At 47.8% G+C, this 25,958-nt stretch carries 16 protein-coding genes, 3 tRNA genes, 3 rRNA genes, 4 pseudogenes and 1 riboswitch; of the genes and pseudogenes, 12 read left to right on the forward strand and 14 right to left on the reverse strand.

All coding sequences use genetic code 11. From position 1 onward, the window contains the following. Positions 1-55: 55 nt before the first annotated feature. Positions 56-484, reverse strand: coding sequence for a hypothetical protein (locus tag CCS41_RS10315; RefSeq protein ID WP_119797553.1), 429 nt, complete (start codon positions 482-484; stop codon positions 56-58). 14 nt (positions 485-498) lie between these two features. Further along, positions 499-1,230 (reverse strand): hypothetical protein, encoded by a 732-nt coding sequence (locus tag CCS41_RS10320; RefSeq protein WP_119797554.1) that lies wholly within the window; start codon positions 1,228-1,230, stop codon positions 499-501. 256 nt (positions 1,231-1,486) lie between these two features. Between CCS41_RS10320 and CCS41_RS10325 the strand changes: the two genes are divergently transcribed. The 7 genes and pseudogenes from CCS41_RS10325 to CCS41_RS10355 all read left to right on the forward strand — a co-directional run bounded on the left by CCS41_RS10325 (position 1,487) and on the right by CCS41_RS10355 (position 8,367). Then, entirely contained in the window at positions 1,487-2,590 is a 1,104-nt protein-coding gene (locus CCS41_RS10325; protein WP_119797760.1) for an ISAs1 family transposase, read from the forward strand. 12 nt (positions 2,591-2,602) lie between these two features. Further along, positions 2,603-3,163, forward strand: coding sequence for a recombinase family protein (locus CCS41_RS10330; protein WP_119797555.1), 561 nt, complete (start codon positions 2,603-2,605; stop codon positions 3,161-3,163). A gap of 97 nt (positions 3,164-3,260) precedes the next feature. Next, positions 3,261-4,430: pseudogene (locus CCS41_RS10335) on the forward strand (phage tail sheath protein). A gap of 11 nt (positions 4,431-4,441) precedes the next feature. Further along, positions 4,442-4,957, forward strand: coding sequence for a phage major tail tube protein (locus CCS41_RS10340; RefSeq protein ID WP_119797556.1), 516 nt, complete (start codon positions 4,442-4,444; stop codon positions 4,955-4,957). 161 nt (positions 4,958-5,118) lie between these two features. Beyond that, positions 5,119-5,469, forward strand: coding sequence for a phage tail assembly protein (locus tag CCS41_RS10345; protein WP_119797557.1), 351 nt, complete (start codon positions 5,119-5,121; stop codon positions 5,467-5,469). A 14-nt stretch (positions 5,470-5,483) separates the two neighbouring features. Further along, positions 5,484-5,603 carry a GpE family phage tail protein gene (locus tag CCS41_RS10350; protein ID WP_119797558.1) on the forward strand — a complete coding sequence of 40 codons (120 nt, stop codon included), beginning with the start codon at positions 5,484-5,486 and terminating at the stop codon, positions 5,601-5,603. Continuing rightward, a complete protein-coding gene (locus tag CCS41_RS10355; protein ID WP_119797559.1) occupies positions 5,596-8,367 on the forward strand; it encodes a phage tail tape measure protein in 2,772 nt (923 codons plus the stop codon). Before CCS41_RS10350 ends, CCS41_RS10355 begins: the two co-directional genes overlap by 8 nt. An 85-nt stretch (positions 8,368-8,452) precedes the next feature. On the opposite strand, the pseudogene CCS41_RS10360 reads toward CCS41_RS10355, so the two are convergent. The 9 genes and pseudogenes from CCS41_RS10360 to CCS41_RS10400 form a co-directional block, all read right to left on the reverse strand. Continuing rightward, positions 8,453-9,196 (reverse strand): annotated as a pseudogene (locus tag CCS41_RS10360) (integrase core domain-containing protein); the annotation flags it as partial. A gap of 17 nt (positions 9,197-9,213) precedes the next feature. After that, a complete protein-coding gene (locus CCS41_RS10365; RefSeq protein ID WP_162859989.1) occupies positions 9,214-10,173 on the reverse strand; it encodes an IS110 family RNA-guided transposase in 960 nt (319 codons plus the stop codon). A 387-nt stretch (positions 10,174-10,560) separates the two neighbouring features. Further along, positions 10,561-10,974: a ribonuclease E inhibitor RraB gene (gene rraB / locus CCS41_RS10370; protein WP_119797561.1), complete on the reverse strand. Its 414-nt coding sequence runs from the start codon at positions 10,972-10,974 to the stop codon at positions 10,561-10,563. Positions 10,975-11,163: 189 nt separating this feature from the next. After that, a tRNA-Trp gene (locus CCS41_RS10375) sits at positions 11,164-11,239 on the reverse strand. Positions 11,240-11,247: 8 nt separating this feature from the next. Next, positions 11,248-11,324: transfer RNA gene (locus tag CCS41_RS10380), tRNA-Asp, on the reverse strand. Between the two features lie 50 nt (positions 11,325-11,374). Further along, positions 11,375-11,490, reverse strand: a 5S ribosomal RNA gene (gene rrf, locus CCS41_RS10385). 84 nt (positions 11,491-11,574) lie between these two features. Then, positions 11,575-14,485 (reverse strand): 23S ribosomal RNA (locus CCS41_RS10390). Positions 14,486-14,674: 189 nt separating this feature from the next. Continuing rightward, positions 14,675-14,750 (reverse strand) — tRNA-Glu (locus tag CCS41_RS10395). 80 nt (positions 14,751-14,830) lie between these two features. Continuing rightward, a 16S ribosomal RNA gene (locus CCS41_RS10400) occupies positions 14,831-16,377 on the reverse strand. The 16S, 23S and 5S rRNA genes sit together here with 3 tRNA genes alongside, the layout of an rRNA operon. A gap of 567 nt (positions 16,378-16,944) precedes the next feature. On the opposite strand from CCS41_RS10400, the gene purH reads away from it, so the two are divergent. Together purH and purD are read left to right on the forward strand one after the other, a co-directional pair. Further along, positions 16,945-18,534: a bifunctional phosphoribosylaminoimidazolecarboxamide formyltransferase/IMP cyclohydrolase gene (purH, locus tag CCS41_RS10405; protein ID WP_083429588.1), complete on the forward strand. Its 1,590-nt coding sequence runs from the start codon at positions 16,945-16,947 to the stop codon at positions 18,532-18,534. A gap of 49 nt (positions 18,535-18,583) precedes the next feature. Next, complete coding sequence (gene purD, locus CCS41_RS10410) at positions 18,584-19,876, forward strand: phosphoribosylamine--glycine ligase (protein ID WP_072550071.1); 1,293 nt, start codon at positions 18,584-18,586, stop codon at positions 19,874-19,876. Between the two features lie 196 nt (positions 19,877-20,072). On the opposite strand, the pseudogene CCS41_RS10415 reads toward purD, so the two are convergent. The 3 genes and pseudogenes from CCS41_RS10415 to hemE form a co-directional block, all read right to left on the reverse strand. Further along, a pseudogene (locus tag CCS41_RS10415) lies at positions 20,073-20,339 on the reverse strand (HU family DNA-binding protein); the annotation flags it as partial. 185 nt (positions 20,340-20,524) lie between these two features. Further along, positions 20,525-21,115 (reverse strand): YjaG family protein, encoded by a 591-nt coding sequence (locus CCS41_RS10420; protein ID WP_072550073.1) that lies wholly within the window; start codon positions 21,113-21,115, stop codon positions 20,525-20,527. A 95-nt stretch (positions 21,116-21,210) separates the two neighbouring features. Continuing rightward, positions 21,211-22,329: a uroporphyrinogen decarboxylase gene (gene hemE / locus CCS41_RS10425; protein ID WP_072550074.1), complete on the reverse strand. Its 1,119-nt coding sequence runs from the start codon at positions 22,327-22,329 to the stop codon at positions 21,211-21,213. 327 nt (positions 22,330-22,656) lie between these two features. On the opposite strand from hemE, the gene CCS41_RS10430 reads away from it, so the two are divergent. The 3 genes and pseudogenes from CCS41_RS10430 (at position 22,657) to thiE (ending at position 25,948) form a co-directional block, all read left to right on the forward strand. Continuing rightward, entirely contained in the window at positions 22,657-23,154 is a 498-nt protein-coding gene (locus CCS41_RS10430) for an Rsd/AlgQ family anti-sigma factor (RefSeq protein ID WP_072550075.1), read from the forward strand. A 62-nt stretch (positions 23,155-23,216) separates the two neighbouring features. Next, a riboswitch (TPP riboswitch) is annotated at positions 23,217-23,329 on the forward strand. Between the two features lie 140 nt (positions 23,330-23,469). After that, positions 23,470-25,311, forward strand: a pseudogene (gene thiC, locus CCS41_RS10435) (phosphomethylpyrimidine synthase ThiC); the annotation flags it as partial. After that, the gene (gene thiE / locus CCS41_RS10440; RefSeq protein ID WP_072550076.1) at positions 25,307-25,948 is read left to right on the forward strand and encodes a thiamine phosphate synthase; all 642 of its coding nucleotides are present in this window, start codon (positions 25,307-25,309) and stop codon (positions 25,946-25,948) included. The pseudogene thiC and the gene thiE, both read left to right, overlap by 5 nt. The last annotated feature ends 10 nt before the right edge of the window (positions 25,949-25,958 follow it).

Raw genomic sequence — 25,958 nt, forward strand, 5'->3', positions numbered from 1 at the left:
CGCTCTTTCATTGGTGGAAATGATTTTTAATGAGATAGCTATCGCTATATCTTTTTCACTGATTCTGTTTTTGCTCGGTAAGCAACACCACAGTAATATCATTCGATAAGTGGCTCATATCAGCCAGTACGCCTTGTGCTCCGCGAGGTTTGACCCTATAAGGTAATTTCAATGTACCCGCTTTCACTTCTGCATCGATCACAGTGAATATATCGGCCAAGGGTTGAGCCGCCGCCTTGATATCTGACACCGTTTTTGCCTGTGCCATCGCCATGGTCAGTTGCGAGAAATTGACCAGCATTAACCCCAACACATCCGCTAAAATTCCTTCACGTGAACGGGTATCCGCGAACGTTTCAATCTGTTGACGAATCCATTCTCTTGTTTTTACAGTCTCTTTGGATTCCAGACCTTTACGGGTCACGACATAGCCATCATCACGAGCAAAAGATGGCTTAAGATTATCAGTGTTAACTTCATCCATTTTTTATACCTCCATTATGTACCAAGGCCTGCGCCCACATTATAAAACTGTGGGCAACGGTGAGCGGGGTTCCATTTTCCGGCAATAACTTGTGGCAACGCGATGTACAGGACATCGCCTATGGTAGGCTTACCGCTGATGCCAATGTCAACATGGGTGTAAGCACCTGCTGCATGTTTTCGTGATAAATCAGACAGCTTCCCGCCACGATGGTAGGTGCTTGCGGCTTTGCCGCTGAAGAGATGATGTGTTTTCTGGTGCCATCGTCCCTTTACCGCGTTGTCACACCACCACCAATCCGTATTACCCACAATGTTGTGATACAGCACGAAGCTCATAAAACACCCTGTTTTGATATGTTGATTGGGAATATGGAAAACATAAGAACCAAACCCGTCGACGGTCTTTTTGATGGTTAACTTCATGATATTAAAGCCAGCGGTAAAATGAATAGTATCCATGTTCATATACTGTAACAATTCACGCACAATGGCTGGGCGCGTAGCCGGATCAACGCCGGACGTGGCCGCCATCAATTCCACCTCAAATTTTCCCCAAAAATCGCCGCCAGCATGTAATCCCATGCCCACGGGAAGTTGTTGAGGAGCCTCTCCAGCAACGTCGGTGAGAGACGCGTTCTTGTTAACGGCTAAAAAAGCATGCTCGTTGATGTGATCAACATCACATTTCACAACTCTGGGATCATCCCCTTTCATGAGGGTATTTTGTGTAGTGCCGATAGGCATTTTGGCGGCTTCTCGCAAACCAAGGTTTCTGAGAAACTTTTTTTAACCTCACACGCTGTTTAATGGCATACTTTCGGGCTTTTTAGACGAGGCTAACGGTGTTAATAGGCTATATTCGGGTGTCAACAAATGACCAAAATACACAGGGCTTACGCATCAAAAGTTAAGCTAGCGAATTAATATGTTTTAGTTGATATTTATCCATTGATTGCCTTTGTTGGATAATATTGTGTTAAATAAGCTATTTGAATCGTTCATGGAATTTCCAGATCCGCGTTGCGCAGGACGGACAGCGCATCGTTTTATTGATGTACTGGTTATTGCAGTTTGTGCTGTTATAGCTGGAGCAGAAACCTGGATTGATATAGCCCTTTACGGTCGCTCGAAAAAAGACTGGCTGAGCACATTTCTTACCTTGGAAGGAGGGCTTCCTTCGCATGATACTTTCCGCAGAGTATTTAGTATCATTGACCCAGTCCTCTTCGAACAACGCTTTTCTCTGTGGGTTAAGGATTGTTTTTTACCGATTGATAGAGAAGTCGTGGCCATCGATGGTAAAACCGTCCGCGGTTCGTTTGATAGAGCAGCACAGCAAGGACCCCTTCATATGGTCAGTGCATTTGCTACAGAGCAAGGTATCAGCCTGGGTCAGCGGGCGGTGGAAAATAAATCCAATGAAATCGCGGCCCTTCCCGTTTTATTAGATAGCCTGTCAGTTAAAGGGAACATTGTGACTCTAGACGCTATGGGTTGTCAGCGGGTCATAGCGCAGAAGATTATTGCTCAACAGGCCGACTATATTCTGGCGCTGAAAGGTAATCAAAAAAAGTGCCATAAAGCGGTGGTAGATTATTGTCACACAACCTGTATAGCGGTTCCAGCAGCCATCAAACCTGATTATGATGCCTTTGATGACAGTCACGGGCGGCGGGTTCGTCGGCGAGGTTGGGTTTTACCCTGTGTGGATAAGCTGGCGGAATTGCAGGCTTGGCCTGAGCTGCGGAATATTATTCTGATTGAAAATATTCGCTCTATCAATCACCGTCATAAAACAACGTGCGAGCTGCATTACTATCTGAGTAGCTGTAATGATGCAGCAGAAATACAAATCGCGGCAATTAGAAAACACTGGGCCATTGAAAACAGCCTGCATTGGGTGCTTGATGTCACCTTTAGAGAGGATGATTCACGGGTTCGTGACAAAGTGGCCACCCGAACCTTTGCATTATTGCGCAAAATGGCATTAAACATCGTGCGAAAGGATACTGCCAACAAAGCCAGCTTACGTGGACGACGTAAATGCGCTGGCTGGGATGATGAATATATGGAGCATTTGTTATTCAGGAACGATAAAAAATAGAGGGTGATTTTGATGCGTAAGCCCTGCCAAAATACACAATTACAGCGAAATGCGTTAATCAGCGTCAATTGTGAACAGATTTTTGTAGATAAAATAAGCGGAAAATCCAGTACGAACCGCCCTGGATTAAAGAAAGCGCTTAAAAAACTTTCTGCCGGCGATACACTGGTTGTCTGGAAACTCGATAGACTGGGTCGTAGTGTCCATCACCTAATTTCCTTGATTGAACAGTTGAAGAGCCAAGGTATCCATTTTCGTAGTTTGACAGACAATATCGATACCGGTACCGCAATGGGACGTTTTTTCTTTCATGTGATGAGTGCATTGGCTGAAATGGAACGTGAATTGATTGTTGAGCGCACAAAAGCCGGTTTAGAGGCGGCAAGGTTGCAGGGGCGTATTGGCGGTAGAAAACGGGTGATGACCCCCGAAGTAATCGAAACAGCAAAACGACTCTTTGCCACGGGTACCCCATTACGTCACGTGGCAATCGTGCTGGGAGTTTCACCCAAGACGCTTTATCGCTACATTCCGGCCAAGGAACAACATGAATTATCCGCGTCAGCAGGGTGATGAATCGGTATTGTTCCCTCCCTCACACAACGTCTCTCCCCTGCAAGCCACCCCAAACCCCTCACACTAGCGGAAATCGTAACCGGAGATCCGCCCCATGGCGCAAGCTTATCATCACGGTGTCAGTGTGCAGGAAATCAACCAAGGCACCCGCACTGTCACCCCTATTAGCACCGCGATTGTCGGCATGGTCTGTACCGCTGACGATGCCGATGCAAAAACTTTCCCACTGAATACCCCGATCCTGCTCACCGATGTCCTCACCGCCAGTGGCAAAGCCGGTGAAACCGGCACCTTAGCCCGAGCATTGGAGGCCATCAGTGATCAAACTTAGCCACTCACTGTGGTGGTTCGTGTCGCACAGGGGGACAATGAAGCCGAAACGACTTCGAATATCATCGGAGGCAGCACCCCTGAGGGGCGCAAAACCGGCCTCAACGCCTTGCTCGCCGCCCAAGGCCAATGTGGGGTGACACCGCGTATTTTAGGCGTTCCGGGTCATGACACCCAGGCCGTTGCCAGCGAACTGGTTGCCCTTGCCCAACGCTTGCGAGGGTTCGCTTACCTCAGTGCTTACGGCTGTAAAACCAAAGAAGAGGCCATCCATTACCGCAAAAATTTCAGCCAACGTGAAGCTATGCTGATTTGGCCTGATTTTCTCAGCTGGGACAGCGTCACCCACGCGGAAACCACCGCCTTTGCTACCGCGCGTGCGCTCGGGCTGCGAGCAAAAATAGACCAGCAAACCGGTTGGCACAAAACGCTTTCTAACGTCGGTATCAACGGTGTCACCGGCATTTCTGCCGATGTCTATTGGGATTTACAAAACAGCGCGACCGATGCCAATCTCTTGAATCAGCATGCCGTTACCACGCTGATCCGCAAAGACGGCTACCGCTTCTGGGGGTCACGTACCTGCTCTGATGACCCGCTGTTTCAGTTTGAAAATTACACCCGCACGGCACAGGTGCTGGCCGATACCTTAGCGGATGCACACCTGTGGGCAGTAGACAAACCGATACATCCCTCATTAATCAAGGATATCGTGGAAAGCATCAGCGCCACCTTTCGCACACTGAAATCAGCGGGTCATCTTATCGACGGTAGCTGCTGGTTCGATGAAACCCGCAACGACAAAGACGCCCTTAAGGCCGGAAAACTGGTGATTGATTACGACTACACAGCGGTGCCCCCACTGGAAAATCTGCTGCTCCGTCAACGCATTACTGATCGTTATCTTATCAATCTGGCACAACAGGGCACTTAAGGGGGAACACTATGGCATTACCACGCAAACTCAAATATTTCAACCTGTTTAACGACGGCGATAATTATCAAGGCGTTGTTGAATCGATCACCTTGCCCAAACTGGTACGCAAACTGGAAGACTACCGTGGTGGTGGCATGAACGGCAGCGCTAAAATTGATTTAGGGCTGGAAGAAGGCGCAATCGACATGGAGTGGACAATTGGTGGTGTTGAAGCCCAGCTTTACCGACAATGGGGCAGTGCTAAAATCGACGGCGTGCAACTGCGCTTCGCCGGTTCATTGCAACGCGATGATAGCGGTGACATCACATCCATCGAGATAGTGACGCGCGGGCGTCATCAGGAAATTGACAGCGGTGACTACAAACAGGGCGATAACTCACAGACCAAGATTTCATCAAAAAACACCTACTACAAATTGACGATAAATAACGAGGTGATTGTCGAAATTGACACCCTCAATATGATTGAAATCTCGAATGGCAACGATTTATTGCAAGAACACCGACGGGCAATCGGTCTGTAAGTCGCGGTTCACACAGTAACCTCCTGATGAGGGAGCCGTGCAGATTTTGATTTACCCTTAAATAAATTAGGGTTTGCCTCACACGGCAAACACATTCTTAAAGGACGTTACAGTGTAGTCTGCGAACCTGATCGCATTCTTGTTTATTTTTGGAGCAAAACATGAGCAAACCCACGGCAACACAAAACAACGATGTTATTATCACCCCATCGGAAGAAAATAAAACCTCGGCCAGCGTGACACTGGATACCCCGCTGGTCAGAGGGGAGAGCACACTCAATGACATCACGGTGCGTAAACCCTTGGCAGGTGCCTTACGCGGAGCAAAAATTCAAGCATTATTAGAAACCGATGTCGATGCATTGATGATCGTCTTACCGCGTGTTACCACGCCAGCGCTCACAAAAAGTGACATCATGGCACTGAACCCGGCGGATTTGTATCGCCTCAGTGTCGAGCTGATCTATTTTTTGTTACCGAAGTCGGTGAAGTCCAGTTTCCAGCCCGATTAACGGTAGAAGATCTCATGGCTGACATTGCGATGCTTTTTCACTGGCCGCCGTCCGTTACTGGCAGCATGACATTAACCGAATTACTGGATTGGCGTGAGAAAGCCATTATTCGCCGTGGTGCACAAGATGAGTGACAAAAACCTCAGATTACAGGTGGTGATGAGTGCGGTAGACAAAGTCACTCGTCCCCTGAAAACGATGCAGGCCGGTCATAAAAAGCTGGCAGCGGCGGTGAAATCCTCGCGCGATGCCCTGGGGCAGCTGAACACCGCAGGAAGCAAACTCACCGCCTTTCAGTCGCTGCAAGCCTCGCTGAAAAAAGTGTCCACTGAATTAGGCAGCGCCCGTCTCAACGCTCAGCTGATGACGCAGGAAATGTCAGGGTTAACCGCGCCGACGAAAAAACAGACAAAAGCCTTAGACGCACAATGGAAAGCCGTCAGTCAGCTAGAACAGAAGCAACGCAGTGAAACCCAACAGTTACAGCAAGTACGGGCTGAACTCTACCGCATGGGGATATCCGCAAAAGACAGTGCCGGGGCGACAGCGCGTATCAGCAGAGAAACGGACCGTTACACGCAACGTTTACAACAACAGACACGCCGACTCAAACAGGCGGCAGACCAGCAACAGCGGCTGACAGCCGCCAAAGCCCGTTACAATAGGCTGCGTGACACCCGTCATCGACTGGCAGGCGCGGGCGTGGCGGCAACGGGAGCCGGCATCGCGATGGGCCTGCCGGTGCTGGCTACGGTAAAACGCTACCGTGATATTGAAGATGCAATGAAAGGGGTTGCCAAACAGGTCAGTGGCTTACGTGCCGACAACGGCCAGCGTACTTCACGGTTCCATGAGCTGCAAAAGGCCATCAAAGACACAGCAGAACAGCAACCGATGGAACAGGGTGCCGTTGATTTTGCCGCGTTGGTGGAAGGGGGTGCCCGCATGGGCGTCACGCAGGGTAGCGCCTCATGGCAAGAGCAAAAAGATAACCTGCTCAATTTTGCCTGCACAGCCGCCAAAGCGTTTGAATTACCGGCCGGTGAACTGGCAGAAGACCTGGGAAAAATCGCCGGATTGTATAAAATTCCGATCAAAAACATTGAAGCCTTGGGCGATACCCTCAATTTTTTGGATGATAACACCCAATCTAAAGGGGCAGACATCATCGATGTGCTCAAACGGATGGGCGATGTGGCCGATAAAATGGATTTCAGGCAAGCCGCTGCCTTGGGTTCCGCTTTCTTGTCGCTGGGTGCCACCCCGGAAATTGCCGCCAGCGCCAGCAAAGCGATGGTGCGTGAACTAGGGATAGCCACCATCAAAGCCAAAGACTTTCAAGAGGCGATTGACCGCCTGGGCTTCGACGGGAAGGCGCTGCAACGGGGTATTGCTGATGATGCGGTGGGTACCTTGCAAAAAGTGTTGGCTAAAATCACAACACTGCCCAAAGACCAGCAATTAGTTAATATGACGCAGATTTTTGGTAAACAGTTTGGTAATGATGCCACAAAATTGGGACTCAATATTGAAGAATTCAGCCGCCAACTCGCCCTCACCCGCAGTCAAAAAGCGACCGGTTCCATGCAGCGGGAATCGGAGATTGATAAAGACTCGCTCTCTGCACAATGGCTGCTGCTCAAAACCAGTACCCATAACACCGTTAGCAGTTTGGGCGAAACCCTGCGCAGTCCGCTGCTGGACATCATAGCGAAAATGAAAACTGTTACCCGCAAAATACGCAACTGGGTAGAAGAGAACCCGAAACTGGCCGCCACCCTCATGAAAATCGCCACTGTGCTGGCCGTATTCACCGTCGGTGTTGCGACGCTGGCCTTATCGGTGGCAGCCTTGTTAGCCCCGCTGGCAGTGTTAAAATTAACCTTTTCCGTACTGGGGATACGACTGTTACCCGTGTTATCTCATGGATTACACAAAACAGGCCAGCGGGTTGCCTGGCTGGCGCGTTCCTCGTTGCCATTACTGCAAACCGGTCTACGTCTACTCTCTGCTGCGCTAATAGGGTTACTGAGTCCGATGGGACTCGTTATAGCAGCGATAGCGGGCACGGCACTCACCTTAACCCGTTACTGGCAGCCGATGACGGCATTCTTACGTGGACGGGTCGAAGGATTTAGGCAAGCCGTCGCGCCGATTAAAGAGGCGTTTGCTCCATTACAACCGCTATTTGACTGGCTGACAGAAAAAGTCAGGGCACTGTTACGCGGGTTGAGCGAGCTGCTCAGTCCAATCACAGCCAGTGCGCAAGCATTAGAGATGGCGGCCGCCAAGGGGGAAAAATTTGGCGACGCTTTAGCCGCAGGTATCACGCTCGCTCTGACGCCGCTCAAACGGTTAATGGACGGTGTGTCATGGTTACTGGAAAAATTGGGCGTGATTGAAGCCAAATCCACAAAATTACCCCAGATAGCGGCCACACAACCCGTACTGCCTCGCCCTCATTACACCGCCCCGCTTTACCAATCGTATAAAGGGAGCTACGCAGGGCAATACGACACAGGGGGTCATATTCCACGGGGGAAATGGGGTATTGTCGGTGAAAAAGGGGCAGAAATCGTCTCCGGTTCTGCGCACATCACCAGCCGTAAAAAAACCGCTGCGTTGGCGGCAACAGCTAGCATGATGTTAACCGGCTATCAGGCCACCGCAGCACCGCTACACCCCCAAAGCTTACCGGCGACACAGTATCGCACCCACTCGGTTACTGATGCCACTTACCATCAAACCACACCGGTATCGATTCATGCCCCGATCCAGATCATCACCCAGCCCAACCACAGCCCACAGGATATCGCGCGGGAAGTCACCCGTCAGCTAGATGCCCGAGAGCGCCGAGCCAGAGCACAAGTCAACAGCCGCTACCAGGATAATGATTAAGGAAACAGCAACATGATGATGGCATTAGGGATGTTTGTCTTTATGTTAAAATGTAGTAGCTCAAACTTAACCTGACAGACACAAGCTAAGCCATCGAATTTGTCAGAGTAGTCTGACTGTGCGATGGTTCAAATAAATTATCGAGTTGTTTTTCTTTTACTAACTCTTTTGATGCAATCCAAGTTTCCCAGGGGGTTTTGCCATAACAATACCAGCCTGAATGAGGTCGCTCTCTGTTGTAGAATGCGAGCCATTTATCGATGTCTTGCTGAATGTCTTCCAATGATGAATAAATTTTACGCCGAAACATCACGTCATAGCCTTCATTTTTCATCGTCTTATGAAACCGCTCACAGATACCATTAGTCTGCGGGCTGTATGCCTTGGTCCGCGTATGCTCGATATCTTCTAGCTCCAGGTAAAGCTGATACGCATGGGTTTCCTTTTTCCCCGAGTATTCTGACCCTCTGTCGGTCAGGATACGCAATAAGGGAACCGCTTGCTCATCATATAATGGCAGCACCTGATCGTTTAACATATCTGCGGCAACCAAGGCATTTTTTTCTGTATAGACCTTGGCAAAAGCGACTCTGGAATAGGTATCAACAAAGCTCTGCTGATACATTTTACCCACACCTTTAATGTGCCCCACGTAGTAAGTATCCTGAGAGCCGAGATAGCCCGGATGTTGCGTTTCAATTTGTCCATGAGCTTCTCGTTTATCCTGCACTTTTTCTAATGCTTGCAGTTGGGCTTCCGTCAGTAAGTACCCCTCCTGCGCTACTTTGGCTTCCAAGGCAGAAAGGCGTTTCTTGATATTTTCCAGGTCAGATACCGTCTTGCCCATCATGATGCAAGTGCTATTTTTGTATCGAATGGGATGCCTGATTTCAGCACACCATACGCCAGTTGGAGTAATTTGCGCATTGCTGCACAGACGCCCATTTTACCCCCTTTATGGCGTGATACGAGTCGTTGCCACTGTGCTTTCACTATCGGATTACAAGAAAGGGCAGCCAGAGCGGGCATATACAACGCTTTCCTGAGCTCGGTATGACCCCGTTTTGATAGGCGGCTCCGTCCTTTAAATAAACCTGATTCACAAAGTTTTGGGTTAAGCCCGGCATAGGCCACCACTGCCTTACTGTTAGTGAATTTTGACACATTACCCACATACGCCAGCAAACTGGCACTTAGTATTTCACCGATACCAGGAATACTCTCCAGCAACGCTTTATTTTTCTTTAAGTCAGGATCGTTATCGATATGGTTTTTTATTTTTTCTTTGGTGGCCTGGATTTGTTGTTTAAGTGCAGAAATGATTTCAAGCAGTGAGGATTGAACGACATCGTCAGCCACTGATTGCCGATTTTCTTGCATTTGCCTCATTTCCTCTAAACTCTTTAGATGGCGTACTAGCGCGGTTAATTGACGTTCGCTCAAGGGAGGAGGAGTCCAGAGGACAGGTGTATGCAGTGCGCAGTAGCGCACTATCATTTTTGCATCCCCCTGATCCGTCTTGTTCCGACTCAGTTCACTCTCACCAAAGGCATGAATACGTGATGGGTTTTCTAGGCTGACGTCAATGCCATTATCAACTAAGAACATAGCCAGTGGAACACTGTAACTCCCTGTGGCTTCGAGACAAATATGACAATCCCCGTAAGGGATAAGCCATTTCAGTAGTTGGCTAAATCCAGAGGGGGTATTCGGGAATGCTTTTGTTTTATACTTTTTTCTCTCTACCCACACTGCAACATCGAATTTTAATTTGGCAACATCAATACCCACTGAGGTCTTGTCCATGGCTGATTCTCCCATGAAAAACAGATAATTAAATGATCGCCCCGACCTTCCTTATAAATACGTGCTCTTAGCACAAGATACCGTTCGGTCTTACAGGCGACGATAAATATGTCACCGGGGTTTTATCTGACTGCACAAGCTTTAAGCCTAAGGGCGCAAACAAACTCTCCGGTGACATCCCAATGATCAGTTGGGGATCATCAACCTTTGAAAGTTAATAATCAAGATATAAGGATACCGTCTTTGCCCGTGAGTGCTTGACCATCTTGAAGAGCTTTCAGGGCTTTATTCAAATCAAAGTGCTGGGGCATGTGTCATTCCTTTTTCGAAGTATTTTACTAGAATGACACAGAATTTCTAACACTCTCGTTTAGAATAGGATCTTTATTAATGACGCCTACCATCATCCTCTGCATCAAACAATTCTTCATCATCTTCATCATTAGGATCTTCAAAATAGGTTCCCCAGCCATCATAGTCAACATCATGTTCTTTAGCCAACATAACTAATTGTTCTACTTGAGCATCGATTAATTCTGCTTCGAGAGGGAGCTCACTAATAACATCACAACATAGCACAACTGAACCGTCTTCAACCTGTAGCTCTTCTATATCGGTCACTTCGTAACATAATTTAAACGCCATTACAGCTACCCTTTCCAATACATCTCGGGATTGTGGAATAGAAAAATGATGTTCAATGATATACAACGCATGTGGATCACTCCCATCTTCCAACAATTTTTCAATGATCAAGCGGGTTTCTTTGCGCTGCTCACTCAGTATTTCGTCATTTCCCATGCTACTACCCTCAATCGGTGGTATTATTTCGAGCCATTGCAAAATCCATCAGTTTTGTCTAAACAAAAAAAAGAAAATAAGTATGTCCCCACATGGCTACAGAAAACTTCTTAATAACTCAAACCAATAACTTTCTAGCCATCAAATAAAAACCCTTCGCTTACGCAAAGGGTTCCTATTTGACATATTTGGCAGGGGCGGAGAGACTTGAACTCCCAACACCCGGTTTTGGAGACCGGTGCTCTACCAATTGAACTACGCCCCTAGACAGGGTGGCGGTGCGGACGGGATTCGAACCCGCGACCCCCGGCGTGACAGGCCGGTATTCTAACCAACTGAACTACCGCACCACCGATTCTTTTATATTATCAATGCTCCGCATTGATAAATTAAAATGGATGCCTGGCAGTGTCCTACTCTCGCATGGGGAAACCCCACACTACCATCGGCGCTACAATGTTTCACTTCTGAGTTCGGAATGGGATCAGGTGGGACCATCGCGCTAGGGCCGCCAGGCAAATTCTTTCTCTCAACATGTCTCTCTCAACATGTCTGCTTCTAGAAGCAAGCTGAATCAACATAAAACAACTTCGGTGTTGTAAGGTTAAGACTCCTGGGTCATTAGTACTGGTTAGCTCAATGCATCACTGCAATTACACACCCAGCCTATCTACGTCTTCGTCTTAAACGTCCCTTCGGAGATTACTATCTCTGGGAAGAATCATCTCGGGGCAAGTTTCCCGCTTAGATGCTTTCAGCGGTTATCTCTTCCGCATTTAGCTACCGGGCTATGCCATTGGCATGACAACCCGTACACCAGCGATGCGTCCACTCCGGTCCTCTCGTACTAGCAGCAGACCCCCTCAATCTTCCTACGCCCACGGCAGATAGGGACCGAACTGTCTCACGACGTTCTAAACCCAGCTCGCGTACCACTTTAAATGGCGAACAGCCATACCCTTGGGACCTACTTCAGCCCCAGGATGTGATGAGCCGACATCGAGGTGCCAAACACCGCCGTCGATATGAACTCTTGGGCGGTATCAGCCTGTTATCCCCGGAGTACCTTTTATCCGTTGAGCGATGGCCCTTCCATTCAGAACCACCGGATCACTAAGACCTACTTTCGTACCTGCTCGAGCCGTCACTCTCGCAGTCAAGCTAGCTTATGCCTTTGCACTATCCTCACGATGTCCGACCGTGATTAGCTAACCTTCGTGCTCCTCCGTTACGCTTTAGGAGGAGACCGCCCCAGTCAAACTACCCACCAGACACTGTCCTTGCGCCGGGTCACGGCGCTAAGTTAGAAAATCAAAAAATAAAGAGTGGTATTTCAACAACGGCTCCATGCAAACTGGCGTCCACATCTCGTCGCCTCCCACCTATCCTACACATTAGTTCTCAAGTCCCAGTGTCAAGCTATAGTAAAGGTTCACGGGGTCTTTCCGTCTTGCCGCGGGTACACTGCATCTTCACAGCGAGTTCAATTTCACTGAGTCTCGGGTGGAGACAGCCTGGCCATCATTACGCCATTCGTGCAGGTCGGAACTTACCCGACAAGGAATTTCGCTACCTTAGGACCGTTATAGTTACGGCCGCCGTTTACCGGGGCTTCGATCAAGCGCTTCTCCTCGCAGATTACACCATCAATTAACCTTCCGGCACCGGGCAGGCGTCACACCGTATACGTCCACTTGCGTGTTGGCACAGTGCTGTGTTTTTAATAAACAGTTGCAGCCAGCTGGTCTCTGCGACTCACATACGCTCAGCACGTTCTCAGTGCCTCACCTACATCAGCGTGCCTTCTCCCGAAGTTACGGCACCATTTTGCCTAGTTCCTTCACCCGAGTTCTCTCAAGCGCCTTAGTATGCTCTACCTGACCACCTGTGTCGGTTTCGGGTACGATCGTCTGTTACATCTCACTTAGTGGCTTTTCCTGGAAGCCGGGCATCTGTTACTTACGTACCTTACGTACCTCCTCATCTCGCCTCAAGATTGTGTGCCGCCGGATTTGCCTAACTGCACTCCCTACACGATTGAACCGGGTAAACCGTCTCCCGGATAACATAGCCTTCTCCGTCACCACTTCGTCATAACAAACTGTACAGGAATATTAACCTGTTGCCCATCGACTACGCTTTTCAGCCTCGCCTTAGGGGTCGACTCACCCTGCCTCGATTAACGTTGGACAGGAACCCTTGGTCTTTCGGCGAGCGGGTTTTTCACCCGCTTTATCGTTACTTATGTCAGCATTCGCACTTCTGATACCTCCAGTGAACATCTCTATTCACCTTCTGCGGCTTACAGAACGCTCCCCTACCCAACAGTCATTACATCTGTAATCACCACTGCCGCAGCTTCGGTGCATGGTTTAGCCCCGTTACATCTTCCGCGCAGGCCGACTCGACCAGTGAGCTATTACGCTTTCTTTTAATGATGGCTGCTTCTAAGCCAACATCCTGGCTGTCTTCGCCTTCCCACTTCGTTTCCCACTTAACCATGACTTCGGGACCTTAGCTGGCGGTCTGGGTTGTTGCCCTCTTCACGACGGACGTTAGCACCCGCCGTGTGTCTCCCGTGATATATTCTTCGGTATTCGCAGTTTGCATCGGGGTGGTAAGCCGGGATGGCCCCCTAGCCGAAACAGTGCTCTACCCCGAAGATAATCTCACGAGGCGCTACCTAAATAGCTTTCGGGGAGAACCAGCTATCTCCCGGTTTGATTGGCCTTTCACCCCCAGCCACAAGTCATCCGCTCATTTTTCAACATAAGTCGGTTCGGTCCTCCAACGGGCGTTAACCTATCTTCAACCTGCTCATGGCTAGATCACCGGGTTTCGGGTCTATACCTTGCAACTCGTCGCCCTATTCAGACTCGGTTTCCCTACGGCTCCCCTAAACGGTTAACCTTGCTACAAAATATAAGTCGCTGACCCATTATACAAAAGGTACGCAGTCACCCTATTCAAGGCTCCCACTGCTTGTACGTACAGGGTTTCAGGGTCTCTTTCACTCCCCTCGCCGGGGTTCTTTTCGCCTTTCCCTCACGGTACTGGTTCACTATCGGTCAGTCAGGAGTATTTAGCCTTGGAGGATGGGCCCCCGTCTTCAAACAGGATTTCTCGTGTCCCGCTCTACTCTTTGAGTGCAATGTCAGCGCATTTTTAGGTACGGGGCTATCACCCTTTATCGCCGACCTTTCCAGGTCATTCCCCTAACCACTCTTAACAATACACACTCTGGGCTGCTCCCCTCTCGCTCGCCGCTACTAGGGGAATCTCGGTTGATTTCTTTTCCTCGGGGTACTTAGATGTTTCAGTTCCCCCGGTTCGCCTCGTTAAACTATTTATTCATCTAACGATAGTGCAACTTATTGCACTGGGTTGCCCCATTCGGGGATCGTCGGCTCTCTCGCTTCATATCAGCTTACCGACGCTTTTCGCAGATTTGCACGCCCTTCTTCGCCTCTGACTGCCTAGGCATCCGCCCTGTACGCTTCATTACTTAACCTTACAACCCGAAATTGTCTTCGGGTACTGAGTTCTCACAACGACACACGCCTAATTTTCATCACGCATGACTTCATCGCCTCAGCTTCAGCTTGTTCCAGATTATTAAAGAGCAATATCTTAAAACACATTCCATCACACGCTTTAAGATATTTTGTCTCGCTTATACTGCCTCTTTCATACCAATAAATGGCGTCCCCTAGGGGATTCGAACCCCTGTTACCGCCGTGAAAGGGCGGTGTCCTAGGCCTCTAGACGAAGGGGACGGAAAAATATTCAGTGCACAAAAACGAAACGACTTCTATCAGACAATCTGTGTGGACACCACGCAATACCTATCTTCAGGTAAGGAGGTGATCCAACCGCAGGTTCCCCTACGGTTACCTTGTTACGACTTCACCCCAGTCATGGTTCACAAAGTGGTAAGCGCCATCCCAAAGGTTAAGCTACCTACTTCTTTTGCAAAACACTCCCATGGTGTGACGGGCGGTGTGTACAAGGCCCGGGAACGTATTCACCGTAGCATTCTGATCCACGATTACTAGCGATTCCGACTTCATGGAGTCGAGTTGCAGACTCCAATCCGGACTACGACGTACTTTATGAGGTCCGCTCACCCTCGCAGGCTCGCTTCTCTTTGTATACGCCATTGTAGCACGTGTGTAGCCCTACTCGTAAGGGCCATGATGACTTGACGTCATCCCCACCTTCCTCCGGTTTATCACCGGCAGTCTCTCTTGAGTTCCCACCTCTACGTGCTGGCAACAAAAGATAAGGGTTGCGCTCGTTGCGGGACTTAACCCAACATTTCACAACACGAGCTGACGACAGCCATGCAGCACCTGTCTCAAAGCTCCCCGAAGGGCACGTCAACATCTCTGTCGACTCCTCTGGATGTCAAGAGTAGGTAAGGTTCTTCGCGTTGCATCGAATTAAACCACATGCTCCACCGCTTGTGCGGGCCCCCGTCAATTCATTTGAGTTTTAACCTTGCGGCCGTACTCCCCAGGCGGTCGATTTAACGCGTTTGCTCCGCAAGCCACAGTTTATAACCACAACCTACAAATCGACATCGTTTACAGCGTGGACTACCAGGGTATCTAATCCTGTTTGCTACCCACGCTTTCGCACCTCAGCGTCAGTCTCTGTCCAGGGGGCCGCCTTCGCCACCGGTATTCCTCCAGATATCTACGCATTTCACCGCTACACCTGGAATTCTACCCCCCTCTACAAAACTCTAGACTCTCAGTTTCAAATGCCGTTCCCAAGTGAAGCTCGGGGATTTCACATCTGACTTAAGAAACCGCCTACGTGCTCTTTACGCCCAGTAATTCCGATTAACGCTCGCACCCTCCGTATTACCGCGGCTGCTGGCACGGAGTTAGCCGGTGCTTCTTCTGCGAGTAACGTCCATTAGCAACACTCTTTGCATTGCTTCATTCCTCCTCGCTGAAAGTGCTTTACAACCCGAAGGCCTTCTTCACACACGCGGCATGGCTGCATCAGGCTTGCGCCCATTGTGCAATATTCCCCACTGCTGCCTCCCGTAGGAGTCTGGACCGTCTCTCAGTTCCAGTGTGGCTGGTTATCCTCTCAGACCAGCTAGGGATCGTCGCCTAGGGGAGCCATTACCTCTCCTACTAGCTAATCCCATCTGGGTTCATCTGATGGCGCGAGGCCCGGAGGTCCCCCGCTTTGGTCGCGTAACATCATGCGGTATTAGCTACCGTTTCCAGTAGTTATCCCCCTCCATCAGGCAGATCCCCAGACTTTACTCACCCGTCCGCCGCTCGCCGGCAAAGATAGCAAGCTACCTTCCCGATGCCGCTCGACTTGCATGTGTTAGGCCTGCCGCCAGCGTTCAATCTGAGCCATGATCAAACTCTTCAATTTTATTTACTGCTCTGCGCTTCAATATGAAATCAGCCTCAACCACTTTGCAGTAAAAAACAAAACGATCACGGATTCATACATTCTTCAGCACTTTATTCTTGCTTTTGCCCAGTCTTTTTCAAAACTAAGCGATAGCATATTGCCAGTGCCCACACAGATTGTCTGATTAATTGTTAAAGAGCAAGGCGTTGACCACTTATCGGTATCTATATCAACCGGCTATCTGTACAACGCGAGGGGGCGAATTCTACGCTTCCCTTGTCGAGAGTCAAGATTTTCTTGTCTTGAATTTCGTTCTATCGGATAAACTATTCAGTAAATCACTTCATCTCGGCAGAGGGGCGCATTATAGAGATTTTTGTGCCATACGCAATCGCTAGTTCCAATTAAAATATACGTTCGCTGTATTCCACAGCAAAGGTCCACTTTATACCCTTTTATGCACAATGTTATCCACAAAATAACTCCATATTAAATTTGACAAGCATCAAGCAGACATTTTCGCTACAATTCGTGTCGTCAATTTTTGCCATAATTTTTGTAGTAAAATACCAAGGAATACAAGCCATGCAACGACCCGCTGTGATACGCCGTGCTCTAATCAGTGTTTCCGATAAGACCGACATCGTTGAATTTGCTACCGAACTCTGCGCACAGGGCATTGAGTTACTTTCCACTGGTGGTACCTTCAATCTATTGAAAGGAGCTGGTTTGGCTGTCTGTGAAGTTGCTGATTACACCGGTTTCCCAGAAATGATGGCAGGACGTGTTAAGACTTTGCATCCCAAAATACATGGTGGCATTTTGGGGCGTCGTAGTCAGGATAAAACCGTTATGGATGAACATGACATTCAACCGATTGATATGGTAGTTGTCAATTTGTATCCATTTGCTCAGACCACTGCCAAACCGGATTGCTCACTAGAAGATGCCATTGAGAATATTGATATTGGTGGCCCTGCGATGGTACGTTCAGCAGCCAAAAATCACAAAGACGTCGCTATCGTGGTTAAGAGCAGCGACTATAAAGACATTATCGATGAATTGAAAAAAAATGGCGGCTCCCTGACCGATGCGACTCGTTTCAATCTGGCAGTTAAAGCCTTCGAATATACCGCTGCTTATGACAGTATGATCGCTAACTATTTTGGCACTTTAGTTCCAGCTTATCATGGCGAAACAACCCAACCTTCTGGTCGTTTTCCCCGAACTCTGAACCTTAACTATGTCAAAAAACAGGATATGCGTTATGGCGAAAATAATCACCAACAAGCCGCTCTCTATGTAGAAGAAGAGTCGAAAGAGTCTTCTGTTACCTGTGCACAACAGCTACAAGGTAAAACACTTTCTTATAACAACATCGCGGACACCGACGCAGCACTAGAATGCGTCAAAGAATTCAGTGATCCTGCCTGTGTAATCGTCAAACATGCTAATCCTTGTGGTGTTGCCATCGGAGATTCCATTCTTAAAGCCTATGAGAATGCTTATAAAACCGATCCAACCTCAGCCTTTGGCGGTATTATTGCTTTCAACCGTGAGTTGGATGCCGGTACGGCTAGCGCCATTATTAGCCGCCAATTTGTCGAAGTGATCATTGCTCCCAATATAAGCGAGGATGCCAAAACATTATTAGCCAAGAAAGAAAATATGCGTATTCTGATTTGTGGTCAATGCGATAAGCAAACAGCAGCGTTGGACTTCAAACGTGTCAATGGAGGATTATTGGTGCAAGAAAGAGATGCTGGCGTGGTGACATTGGATGATTTAAAAGTCGTTTCTAAACGTCAACCCAGAAAACAAGAGTTACGTGACGCTTTATTTAGTTGGACAGTGGCTAAATTCGTTAAATCCAACGCCATCGTCTACGCACGTGATAATAAGACCATAGGGATAGGTGCTGGTCAGATGAGTCGTGTTTATTCGGCCAAAATTGCTGGAATTAAAGCCGCCGATGAAGGATTGAACATCTCTGGTGCCGTGATGGCTTCTGACGCTTTTTTTCCGTTTCGTGATAGCATCGATGCCGCCGCTGATGTCGGTATTGCCTGTATCATCCAACCTGGTGGTTCAATCCGCGACCAAGAGGTCATTGCCGCAGCCGATGAACATGATATCGCTATGATTTTTACCGGTATGCGCCACTTCCGTCATTAAGTTAACATCCCCTTATTTTTAAACCACATAATTTCACGGAATCATCACGATGAATATTTTGATTATTGGCAATGGTGGACGCGAACACGCACTAGGCTGGAAGGCAGCACAATCACCTTTAGCAGAAAAAATTTATATTGCACCAGGCAACGCAGGTACTGCATTGGAACCCAGATTAGAAAATGTTGATATTGCTGCCACAGATATCCCCGCGTTACTGGCATTTGCTAAAAGTCATGCTATCGGCCTGACGATCGTCGGCCCCGAAGCACCTTTGGTCATTGGTATCGTTGATACCTTCCGCGCTGCCGATCTAACGATATTTGGCCCAACCCAAGCCGCCGCACAATTGGAAGGTTCGAAAGCTTTCAGCAAAGACTTCCTGGCTCGCCATCAGATCCCAACCGCGGCATATCAAAATTTTACCGATATTGATGCTGCATTGGCTTACATCCGTAAAAAAGGTACCCCAATCGTGATCAAAGCCGATGGTTTAGCTGCCGGTAAGGGTGTGATTGTTGCCAGTACGCAGGAAGAGGCCGAAACGGCGGTTAATGATATGCTAGCGGGTAATGTTTTTGGCAATGCCGGTCATCGTATCGTAATCGAGGAATTTCTTGAGGGTGAAGAAACCAGCTTTATCGTCATGGTAGATGGAAAAAATGTATTACCTATGGCAACCAGCCAAGATCATAAGCGTGTTAATGACGGTGATCGCGGGTTAAACACCGGCGGTATGGGTGCTTATTCACCGGCTCCCGTAGTAACAGATGATATCCATCAACGGATTATGGAACAGATTATCTGGCCGACAGTGCGAGGAATGACTGCTGAAGGTAACACTTACAGCGGTTTTTTGTACGCCGGTTTGATGATTTCCAGTGACGGGCAACCGAAAGTCATCGAATTTAACTGCCGCTTCGGCGATCCAGAAACACAACCCATTATGCTGCGTATGCGTTCTGATTTAGTCGAACTTTGTTTAGCAGGTGCACAAGGTAAATTGAACGAAAAAAAATCTGAGTGGGACGAACGTTGCGCGTTAGGTGTGGTACTCGCCGCCGAGGGGTATCCTGGTAATTATCGTAAGGGTGATGTTATTCAAGGTTTGCCACAACAAAAAATCACGAATGAAGGGAAAGTGTTCCATGCAGGTACCCATTTAAATGACAGTAACCAGGTGGTCACCCATGGTGGACGCGTACTTTGCGTAACGGCTCTCGGTATGACTGTCGCCGATGCACAGAAACATGCATATGCATTGGTCAAAAACATTCAATGGCAAGGGAGTTTTTACCGAAAAGATATTGGCTATCGAGCTATTGCACGAGGCAAACAATAACAAAGAACTGCCGGCTCCTTTATATTCACATAGATAAAAGGGGTTTAAACAACCCCTCCCCTATTTTGTGATGACCACTAGCACATTACTATTGCTTGGCCGCTTTTTTTGGTGGACTGGCCGCCTTTTTGGGTGCACCGACTACCTTTTGGGGTGCACCGACTACCTTTTGGGGTTCACTGGCCATTACTTTATTAACTGCCTCTTTAAACGTTTTACCAGAAACAAACGCTGGCGAGTTAGATGCTGCAATCTCAAGCGGCTTACCCGTTTGTGGATTACGTCCGGTTCTTGCTTGGCGTTGATTGACCTTGAAAGTACCAAAACCAACCAATTGCATTGTATCTCCCTCTTTTAAACAGTTCGTAATGGCCTCCAAAATAATGTCCAGAATCGATTTAGCCTTAGCTTTGTTAATATCCCCTTTGTCTGCGATTATATCAATCAGTTGTGTCTTATTCATAAGTTACCCTTACAGTATATTTATCGTTTATAAAGCACCAAGTGCCATGGATATGCCGGCCAACACTACCCTTCTACACAGGCACTGATCGCCAATTGCTTTCACCTTTCAAATGTAGAACAGACAAGCGCTGCTGTGAAGCTTTAAAACACCCCAAATTAGCAGTTAAATCACGTTTTTTCTCCTTATTGTATTAAATTTATACCAATATTGCTTACAGCAGCCTCTCGCAAGTCAGATCGCAACCCTTTGATCAGATCTGAATCACGCTCTTCATAACTGGACAACAGACGAAAAATCTCCCATTGGATATCCCATTCTTCGGCAATTGCAGGCAGGACTTTTAACTCTTCAGCCGTCATTTCCTTACCTGCATGACTCATTTCAAGCATCGCTACCGTATCGACGGAAATCTCACTGATAGCAATAGCATGTTCCAAATCCCCACCACTCAGACGTGAATGGATAGCTTCTCCGAGTGCCCTGCAAGCATCAATGGCCGGATAAACACCGTAAATACTGCAATCATCGGTATAAGGAATAGCCTCTACCAGTTTTTCAAGCTGACTATCAAAATCTACCTTAGCATCCTTTACCAGTAAAGTTTCCCAGATTAAATCTAAAATACGCCGATAAACAGCGGGATCGCCAAAATGTGTTTCCAGACAAAATTTTTGATAGTTGGGATACATCCGTTCGCACAAACAGGCCATAAACGTCAGATGTTGCCAGCCCTCTAATTTTTCAAGACGTAAATGGATCGGATTACGTAACATGACACCTTCTTTTAATAAACCTTTTAACGCAACACAGGATCCAGCTTGCGCAAGAGGCCTGGTGCATAAATTTGCGTGCTAGTGTACCTGAACACTTATGAGAGTAAAATGGTTCCACTAGGTGCTAAAATATCATTGACCGACTGGTGATATTGGCGTGAGAGACCATGTACTCCCTTAACAAAGGCTTCCACATTCTCTGGCAGCACATCCTGAGGAATACCATGACCGAGATTAAATACGTGACCATTCCCCTCACCATAGTTCCCTAGAATGGTAGCGATCTCCTGACGGATCCGTTCTGGTGATCCATACAAAATATTGGGGTCCATATTACCTTGCAGCGCAACTTTATCGCCGACTCGATGACGAGCATGAGCAATATCCGTTGTCCAATCCAGCCCTAAAGCATCACATCCTGTTTTTGCCATCTCTTCCAGCCACTGCCCACCACCTTTGGTAAATAGTGTAACCGGTACGCGACGCCCGTCATTTTCTCGATACAAGCCATCAACAATTTTATGCATGTACTGCAAGGAAAATGTTTGATAGCCTTCAGTGGTTAACAGCCCACCCCAGGTATCGAAGATCATTATGGCTTGTGCACCGGCTTTAATTTGCGCATTTAAATACAGCCGTACACTTTCAGCCAGCTTATCCAACAATAAATGCAAAGTTTTAGGTTCAGTGCACATCATTTTTTTTATTTTAGTAAAATCCTTGTTTTTGCTGCTACCACCTTCGACCATGTAAGCTGCCAACGTCCACGGGCTACCAGCAAAACCGATCAAAGGCACACTGCCTGCTAATTCACAACGAATAGCACGCACCGCATCCATGACATACCTTAATTCGTTTTCTGGATCGAGGGTAGGGAGTTGCTGTACATCAGTTAAACAGCTAATCGGTTGGTGAAAGCACGGGCCTTCGCCATCGATGAAATATAGTCCAAGCCCCATCGCATCAGGGATAGTTAAAATATCCGAGAATAAAATTGCCGCATCTAATAGTGGATAACGGTGCAGAGGTTGCATTGCAACTTCACAGGCTAACTCTGTATTTTTGCACAATGACATAAAATCACCCGCCTTCGCACGGGTGGCTTTATACTCAGGTAAATAGCGACCCGCCTGACGCATCATCCACACCGGAGTAACATCAACCGGCTGACGCAACAAAGCACGCAGATAACGATCATTTTTCAATTCATTCATCAGAGGCTTCCTAAATTATCTCGGGCTATATCTGGGGATATGTTATTTCAATTAGACTTCTTGCAAAACCGTAACGAATGGTATGAGTTCAAGGCACCCGGAGCACAGTAACGGCGCGGTACATACGGATGGGATTCGAGCACCGTGTAACGCCGAATTTACACTACGCAATAGTTACGCAAGAAGTCTATTGTTGCACAATCTCGAGTTCACTGGCACTCTAAAGCCTGGCTTGTTATATATTAGACTGCTTTCAAAACCGTAGCGAGGGGAGAAGAGGTCTGTTCTATAACCTACCGTTATCTTATTTAACTCACGGAATCAATCATGCTCAACCGACTGGAAAACCTCACTCAACGCGTTGGCGGCAGTAATGAATTAATTGATCAATGGCTTCAGGCGCGTAAAAAATTATTAGTCACCTATTGCACCGTGATCGGTGTTAAACAGCCAAAAGCGGAGCACGCCTCATTCGATAAAAAAGCACTGGAGGATTTTTTCCAGAATTTAATGGATTATCTTTCATCGGGTCATTTTAAGATTTACGATACCATTATTGAACAGACAGAAGGTCAGTCTAGCCCGAAGATGGCACTCAAAAGCAAAATTTATCCGGCGTTAAAAGATAATACACAAGACATCATGGAATTTCACGATAACTATATAGATACCAACGTCGATCAGGATCGTTACCTGGAATTTAATCAGACGTTGTCTGCGCTCGGTCAAGCGCTCGATACACGTTTTCAGCTCGAGGACCAGCTTATTCAGTGGGCAGTCGAATCTTGGCAAACCATCGTTCAGGAGCGATGCGCTGATACCTAAAACGAAATCTAAAAAATATAATTCAACAGGGCTTGTGGTTTTTATTCTACTTCATATACTAAGCCCTCTTGTCGGAGTGCCTAGCGTAAACGTTGCGCAGGCTGAGACCGTTAATTCGGGATCCGCGGAACCTGATCGGGCTAATACCCGCGAAGGGAACAAGAGTAATTTATCGTTAGAACTGGTTTTCAACTGCAGTGATTTACGTTTGCAAAAGAAAGAATGCCATTCGTCTCTCTATATCGTTACTCCCGCCAGCCTCCAGACAAACAATTTTCTCTGCCGTACTCATTTCCCCATACCAAGGAATTTGCTGTGTCTAATAATACGATTTCAGTTCATCAGGCGATAACACCAGAGCCTACAACACGCCCACGTAAACGGCAACGTGATGCCGCACAGCAGTTTATCTCTACATTAGAAGGCATGACCTTTCCTAATTCACGGCGTATTTATCAGCAAGGCTCACGGGCAGATATTCAAGTGCCCATGCGTGAAATCAAGCAAGGTCCGACACTTATTAGTGGCACAACAGACGCGGCACATTATGTGGATAATGAAGCGATCCCCGTTTACGATACATCCGGTGCTTATGGTGATCCTCAAGCTCAACCGGATGTCCGAGCGGGCCTGGCTAAACTACGTGCCAACTGGATCGCGCAACGACAAGATACCGAAGCGTTGCCTGCTGTCAGTTCCTGTTTTACCCAACAACGTTTGGCTGATGAGGGGCTAGATCATCTACGTTTTGCACAACGTCCTCATCCGATAAGGGCGATTGCGGGTCGATCTGTCACTCAGCTGTATTACGCACGTGCCGGTATCATCACCCCTGAAATGGAATTTATCGCCATTCGTGAAAATATGGGGCGCGAAAAAATCTGTAGTGAGATATTGTGCCAACAGCACCCCGGGCAATCCTTTGGTGCCAATCTGCCAGAAAATATTACCGCTGAATTTGTACGACAAGAAGTGGCTGCGGGTCGTGCCATTATCCCTGCCAATATTAATCACCCTGAATCCGAACCAATGATTATTGGTCGTAATTTTTTAGTCAAAGTCAATGCCAATATCGGCAATTCAGCGGTGACATCTTCCATTGAAGAAGAAGTAGAAAAACTGGTTTGGTCAACCCGCTGGGGCGCTGATACGGTGATGGATTTATCAACGGGTCGTTATATCCACGAAACCCGTGAATGGATTTTACGTAACAGTCCAGTACCTATAGGTACAGTGCCCATTTATCAAGCATTAGAAAAAGTGAACGGCATTGCTGAAAAATTAAATTGGGAAATATTTCGTGACACACTGCTGGAACAAGCAGAACAAGGAGTAGATTATTGCACCATTCACGCTGGAGTACTGCTGCGTTATGTTCCTATGACAGCAAAACGCTTGACTGGTATTGTCTCTCGAGGCGGCGCTATCATGGCTAAGTGGTGCTTGTCCCACCATCAAGAAAATTTCCTGTACCAACATTTCCGCGATATTTGCCAGATTTGTGCTACCTATGATGTTTCACTGTCATTAGGCGATGGCCTACGCCCCGGTTCAATTCAAGATGCCAATGATAAGGCTCAATTTGCAGAATTGCATACCTTAGGTGAATTAACAAAAATTGCCTGGGAATACGATGTACAGGTGATGATTGAAGGTCCCGGGCATGTGCCCATGCAGATGATCCGCCGTAATATGACGGAAGAGCTGGAACACTGCCATCAAGCCCCTTTTTATACATTGGGACCACTGACGACGGATATCGCGCCAGGTTATGACCATTTTACTTCCGGTATTGGAGCAGCAATGATCGGTTGGTTCGGTTGTGCTATGTTGTGTTATGTCACGCCAAAAGAGCATTTGGGCTTACCAAATAAAGAAGATGTTAAACAAGGGCTGATGACCTATAAAATCGCCGCTCATGCCGCTGATTTAGCGAAAGGACACCCTGGTGCGCAAATCCGCGATAATGCGCTGTCCAAAGCGCGTTTTGAATTCCGTTGGGAAGATCAATTTAACCTGGCCCTCGATCCTGCTACTGCACGTGCCTATCATGATGAAACTCTGCCACAGGCATCCGGCAAAGTCGCTCATTTTTGCTCCATGTGTGGCCCTAAGTTCTGTTCGATGAAGATTTCGCAGGAAGTGCGTGATTATGCTAATCAATCTGCCTGACATCGCCTTTGCCAGTACAAAGCCCCATTTGGGGCTTTATCCTGTAGTGGATTCTTTGACCTGGATCAACCGGATGCTGGATGCAGGTGTAACCACTTTACAGCTACGTATTAAAAACTTAGCGCATCCGCATAGGGAAAAAATCATTGCTTGTGCCATTGCGTTAGCTGAACGCTATCAAGCAAGGCTATTTATCAACGACTACTGGCAATTAGCCATTGAACACCAAGCTTACGGCGTATACCTGGGGCAAGAAGATCTCGTCAGCGCAGATCTCAGTGCCATTCAGCGCGCGGGGCTACGACTAGGTATTTCAACGCACAATGAGAAAGAGTTAGCAAAAGCACGCAGATTGCGTCCTTCTTACATTGCACTCGGTCATATTTTCCCCACCCAAACCAAACAAATGCCCTCTCCACCACAAGGGTTAGTGGCGTTAAAACGTCAGGTTGCCAACACACCTGATTACCCAACCGTTGCCATTGGTGGGATCAGCATCGAGCTCGTACCACAAGTATTGGCGTGCGGCGTTAGTGGTGTGGCGGTGGTAAGTGCCATTACACAGGTCAGTAACTGGCGGCAAGCAACAGCCACTTTATTGCAATTGATCGAAAAAAAATAGGTAACCGGTG

This window comes from Candidatus Fukatsuia symbiotica, assembly GCF_003122425.1.
Taxonomy (GTDB): domain Bacteria; phylum Pseudomonadota; class Gammaproteobacteria; order Enterobacterales; family Enterobacteriaceae; genus Fukatsuia; species Fukatsuia symbiotica.